Source organism: Brevundimonas sp., from assembly GCF_023259385.1.
Lineage (GTDB): Bacteria > Pseudomonadota > Alphaproteobacteria > Caulobacterales > Caulobacteraceae > Brevundimonas.
The window spans coordinates 1-5,762 of the sequence record NZ_JAHFPF010000030.1 but is presented as its reverse complement, the minus strand read 5'-3'; the positions used below and the strand labels follow the sequence as shown (position 1 = coordinate 5,762).

Sequence of the window (5,762 nt, the reverse complement as noted above, 5' to 3'; positions counted from 1 at the left end):
ATGCGCTGGTGGAGGCGCAACGGCGGCTGATTGAACTGCTGAAGGAGAAGCGGCAGGCCGTCATCTCCCACGCCGTCACCAAGGGCCTCGACCCCACCGTCCCGATGAAGGACTCCGGCGTCGAATGGCTGGGTCAGGTGCCTGCGCATTGGGAAGTGAAACGACTCTCCTACGTGTTCAGGACCATCTCAAGCGGCACCACGCCGCCATCCGATCAAGGCGCGTTCTACGACGGAGACGTCAACTGGGTGACAACCGGTGAGCTTCGGGAGCGGCCGATCTCACAAACGACTAAGCGGGTCAGCGACGAAGCCCTCGCTGCCTTCAGTGCGCTTAAGGTCTATCAGCCGGGGACTTTGTTGATTGCCATGTACGGCGCAACAATTGGAAGGTTGGGTTGGCTGACTGCACCCGCAGCGACAAATCAAGCCTGCTGCGCCTTTGCAAACCCTGTCGGTGCCAATAGCCGGTTCGTTTTTCAATATCTCCTCGCGGCACGAGAAGCCGTTGTTCTACTGGCCTCTGGCGGTGGTCAACCAAATATCAGCCAGGAAAAACTGCGATCCTTCCCTATGGCTCTTCCGCCTTTATCCGAGCAGGCCGAAATCGTTTCTGCTCTTGAAGGTTTGCTGAACAAGTTTGAGCCGCTGGAAGTTCAAGCCATGGAAGCAATCGCCCTTCTCCAAGAACGTCGGGCCGCCCTGATTTCCGCCGCCGTGACCGGCAAGATCGACGTGCGCGGCCTCGCGCCCGAACAGGCTGAGGCGGCATGAGCGCGGGCGTTCTGGGCCGGTCCCTTGAACTGTACTTCATCGATGGCCGCCCGGATGGGATGCTGACCGCCGAGGTCTTCAACTGGACCGGCCACGTCCTGGTCACGCCGCGCACCCGGCTGAAGGAGGCGCTGGCGCGGACGCAGTCCTCATTCACCGGCGTCTATCTGCTGCTGGGCGAGCGGGACGGAAAGCCCTTGGCCTATATCGGCGAGGGCGAGGACATCGCCGCGCGGATGAAGAGCCATGAGGCGAACAAGGACTGGTGGACGACGGCCGTGCTGGTGACCTCGGCAGCCAACAACCTGCATAAGGCGCACGCCAAATTTCTGGAGTCCCGGCTGGTCGAGGAGGCCCGCAAGGTCGGCGTCATGCCGCTGGACAACGGCAACACCCCGCCGCGTCCCGGCCTGTCGGAGTCGGCACGGGCGAACATGGAAGCCTTCCTCGACTACCTGTTCATGGTCCTGCCTGCCGTGCGGATAGACATGTTCGTCCAGAAGGTGCGGCCCTCTACCGCCGCCGGAGTTGCCGTCTCGGGCCCTCCCGCTGCAAAACCGACTGTGGAGTTCAGACTGGATTATCCCAGCCAAGGCCTCACGGCGGTCGCGGTGCTCGAGGATGGGGAGTTTGTGGTCCAAGCCGGATCACATGCGCGGGCGGCGTGGGAGGGCAAGGAGAAGGCCGCCAGCGGTTATGCGAGCCTGCATGATGACTTGAGGCGCTCAGGTGTTCTCATTCTGACTGGCGACCACTGCACATTCGCAGAGAACTACGCATTCAGTTCACCCAGTGCGGCCGCAGCTATTGTCTATGGCCGACAGGCACAGGGTACGACGGCTTGGAAGACGCCCGCCGGCCAGACCTACAAGGACTGGGAAGCGACGCAGCTGGCTGGCTGACGCAAGCCATGGGGGAAGCATGAGCATCCATAAAGAGATCAGCTTCGAGGACGAAATCTGCGCGCACCTGGGCGCCCACGGCTGGCTGTATGCTCCGGGCGACGCCGCCCACCACGACCGCGCCCGTGCGCTGTTCCCCGCCGACCTGACGGCCTGGGTGCAGGCCACCCAACCGGCGACCTGGGATGCCCTGTCGAAAACCCACGGGGCCGCTGCGGGCACCGTGCTGGCCGACCGGCTGCGCAAGTCGCTGGACGAGCGCGGGGTCCTGGACGTGCTGCGCAACGGCCTCGACATCGTCGGAGCCAAGGGCCGGGTGGCGATGGCCCAGTTCAAACCGGCCATGGGCATGAACCCCGAGATCATGGCGCGCTATCAGGCCAACCGTCTGCGCGTCGTGCGGCAAGTCCGGTACTCGACCGCGAGCGAGAACTGTCTCGACCTGGTGCTGTATCTGAACGGCATCCCGGTCGCGACGGTCGAGCTGAAGACCGACTTCACCCAGAGCCTTCAGGACGCCATCGACCAGTACCGGTTCGACCGGAACCCCAAGCCCAAAGGCCAAGCGGCCGAACCGCTGCTGTCCTTCCCGGCGGGCGCGCTGGTCCACTTCGCGGTCAGCAACACTGAAGTGGCGATGACGACCCGGTTGGAAGGCCCGGCGACGCGCTTCTTGCCGTTCAACCAGGGCGACCACGGGGGCAAGGGCAACCCCTCGGGCACCGGCGGACACCCCACGGCCTACCTCTGGGAGCAGGTCTGGCAGCGAGATAGCTGGCTTGAGATCCTTGGACGTTTCATGGTGACCCGGCGAGACGCCAAGAAGACCATTACCGGCGTGATCTTCCCCCGCTATCACCAGCTCGACGCCACGCGGAAGCTGGCGGCGCAGGTGCTGAAGGAAGGCCCGGGCGGACGGTTCCTGATCCAGCATTCGGCCGGATCGGGGAAGACAAACTCTATCGCCTGGTCGGCGCACTTCCTGTCCGAGCTACACGACGCGAATGACACGAAGCTGTTCAGCAGCGTCATCGTGGTGTCGGACCGCAACGTCATCGACAGCCAGCTCCAGGAAGCCCTGTTCGACTTCCAGCGGACGACCGGCGTGGTCGAGACGATCAAGAGCGAGTGCGGCTCCAAGAGCGGACAGCTGGTAAAGGCGCTGGCGGCCGGCAAGAAGATCATCGTCTGCACCATCCAGACCTTCCCCTTCGCGCTGGAGGCCGTGCAAGAGTTGGCGGCGACCGAAGGCAAGGCCTTCGCCGTCATCGCCGACGAGGCGCACAGCAGCCAGACGGGCGAGGCCGCCTCCAAGCTGAAGGAGATGTTGTCGGCCGCCGAGGCCGCCGAACTGGCCGACGGGGGCGAGGTCTCCAACGAGGACATTCTGGCGGCCAAGATGGCCGGGCGCGCCGACGACAAGGGCATGACCTACGTCGCCTTCACCGCAACGCCCAAGGCCAAGACGATGGAGCTGTTCGGGCGAAAGGGCGACGACGGCCTGCCGACGCCCTTCCACGTCTATTCGATGCGCCAGGCGATCGAGGAGGGCTTCATCCTCGACGTGCTGAAGAACTACACCCCCTACAAGCTGGCCTTCCGCCTCGCTCACGACGGCCAGGACTGGGACGACAAGGAGGTCGAGAAGTCGGCCGCCAACAAGGCCATCATGAAGTGGGTGCAGCTGCACCCCTGGAACATCAGCCAGAAGGTCCAGATCGTCGTCGAACACTATCGCGAGAACGTCCAACCGCTGCTGGACGGCAAGGCGAAGGCGATGGTGGTTCTGGGCAGCCGGATCGAGGCCGTTCGCTGGCAGCTGGCCATCCAGAAATACATCAAGGAGAAGGGCTATTCGCTCGGGACCCTGGTCGCCTTTTCGGGCGAGGTGAACGACAAGGACGCCGGGTCGGAGCCGTTCACCGAGACGAGCAAGGAACTGAACGCCGGCCTGAATGGACGCGACATCCGCGACGCTTTCGACGGCCCGGACTTCCACCTGCTGCTGGTCGCCAACAAGTTCCAGACCGGCTTCGACCAGCCCAAGCTGTGCGGCATGTACGTCGACCGCCGCCTCGCCGGCATCCAGGCCGTGCAGACCTTGTCGCGTCTGAACCGGTCGCATCCCGGCAAGGATACGACCTACATCCTCGACTTCGTGAACAGCTCCGAAGAGGTCCTCGCGGCCTTCCGGACCTATTTCGAGACGGCCGAGCTGGAGAGCGCGACCGACCCGAACCTGATCTTCGACCTGCGCGCCAAGCTGGACGCCGCCGGCCACTACGACGATTTCGATGTTGAGCGGGTGGGCAAGGTCGAGCTCAATCCGAAGGCCACGCAGGGGCAGCTGATATCGGCGCTGGAGCCGGTCGCCGATCGCATCCTGAAAGCCTTCAACGGGGCCCGACAGGCCCTCACGACGGCGATGGCTGCCGGCAACACCCAAGGTGAAGCGGACGCCCGCGACCACATGGGGGCGCTGGAGCTCTTCAAGAGCGACATGGGCGCGTATCTGCGGCTCTACAGCTTCCTCAGCCAGATCATCGACTACGGCAACACCGACGTCGAAAAGCGGGCGATCTTCTATCGCCGCCTGCTGCCGCTGCTGGTCTTCGGTCGCGAGCGGGAAGGTGTCGACCTGACCGGCATCAAGCTGACCCACCACACCCTGAAAAACGAGGGCAGGCGCGACCTGACCTATGGGGCAGGGGAGGCACCCAAGCTGCCGGGCATGTCCGAGACCGGCTCAGGCGGCATCCACGAGAAGGAGAAGGCGCTCCTCGACGAGATCATCGCGCGGGTGAACGACCTGTTCGGCGCGGACACGACGGACAGCGACCAGCTCGTCTATGTGAACCAGGTGCTCAAGGGAAAGCTGCTGGAATCCGACGAGTTGATCCAGCAGGCCAGCAACAACACCAAGGCCCAGTTCGCCAGCTCCCCGACGCTCGGCAAGGAGCTTCTCGACGCCATCATGGACGCCCTTGCGGCGCACAACAGTCTCAGCAAACAGGCGCTGGAGTCGCCGAGGGTTCAGGATGGCCTGAAAGACGCGCTGCTAGGGCCGGGGCAGCTGTATGAGGCTTTGAGAGCGCGGGCTGGACCGGCTGTATAGTTTTGGCAGGTCCTGACTCAACGTGGTCTCTGGCGACGTCCGCTTTCGGGCGAGGCGTCGACCAGCTGTCGAATGCTCATGTCCGGCTCACTGCAGACGCCGCCGATTTCTGCTTCAGGCATCTGATGCCCTCGCGGGACTAGGAAGTCTTAGACTGTTCGACATGGCGCGTGATTCGCGAAAGAACAACGATCAACGGGTGCCGAAAGGGCAGTCGAAGCCTTGCGGTCACCACCACGTGCCGCTGATGCTGCAGGGGGCGTGGGCCAAGCCGGCGAAGGGCAAGCTCCCGCAAGTCGACGTGTTCGACAAACATGACAGTCGATCATTTCGCACGTCGGGCGAAAACATCATGCTTGGACGGGACTTCAACAGCTTCGACGATGGCGAGATGGCGTTGTCACTCGAGGGCGGTATGGGGAAGATCGAAGATCAGGCTTCGAAAGCAATTCAACGCCTGCGTATCGAGCGCAGCCTCGCAGACCTCGCCGCCGAGGACCGTGCAGCTGTCTGCGTGTTCGCGGCCCTTCAGCGCCTGCGTGGACTAGGGATCAGGGCGCAGATGCTCGATGTGGACGCGCAGATCCGCGCCAGACTGCGGGAAGGCGGCGACGATCCGGACACTATTCCCCAACTGGCCGGCGGACAGGATCCTGAGCAAATCAAGCTGACAGCGCTGATGCTCATCCGGAACAATCTGGACGTTTTCGCCAAGAGCCTGGCGCTCAAGGCGATGTTCCTGTTCCAACCACCCCGTGGGCGAACCTTCCTGCTCGGCGACTCCCCGGTCGTGATGTCGAACTCGACCGATCATAGCCTCTATGGAAACATCGGCTTCGAAGTCGAAGGCATCGAGCTCTATCTTCCAGTCGCACCTGATCTGGCGATCGGCTTCTGGTGTCCGACACTGGTCACGTTCATGGAAACCGCGCTGAACCAGTGCGAAACCAGCCTTCGCGATACGGCGGCTGC

3 protein-coding genes and 1 pseudogene are annotated in these 5,762 nt (G+C 63.4%); all 4 read left to right on the top strand.

The window, feature by feature from the left end:
• Nucleotides 1-773, top strand: a 773-nt coding sequence (locus Q0C81_RS03820) for a restriction endonuclease subunit S (protein ID WP_291833770.1), incomplete at its 5' end; no start/stop codon positions are given.
• Nucleotides 770-1,675 carry a GIY-YIG nuclease family protein gene (locus tag Q0C81_RS03815; RefSeq protein ID WP_291833767.1) on the top strand — a complete coding sequence of 302 codons (906 nt, stop codon included), beginning with the start codon at nucleotides 770-772 and terminating at the stop codon, nucleotides 1,673-1,675. The genes Q0C81_RS03820 and Q0C81_RS03815, both read left to right, overlap by 4 nt.
• Before the next feature lie 19 nt (nucleotides 1,676-1,694).
• Nucleotides 1,695-4,514, top strand: a pseudogene (locus Q0C81_RS03810) (type I restriction endonuclease subunit R); the annotation flags it as partial.
• A 439-nt stretch (nucleotides 4,515-4,953) separates the two neighbouring features.
• On the top strand, nucleotides 4,954-5,762 hold an 809-nt coding region (locus Q0C81_RS03805; RefSeq protein WP_291833764.1), incomplete at its 3' end, for a DUF4238 domain-containing protein.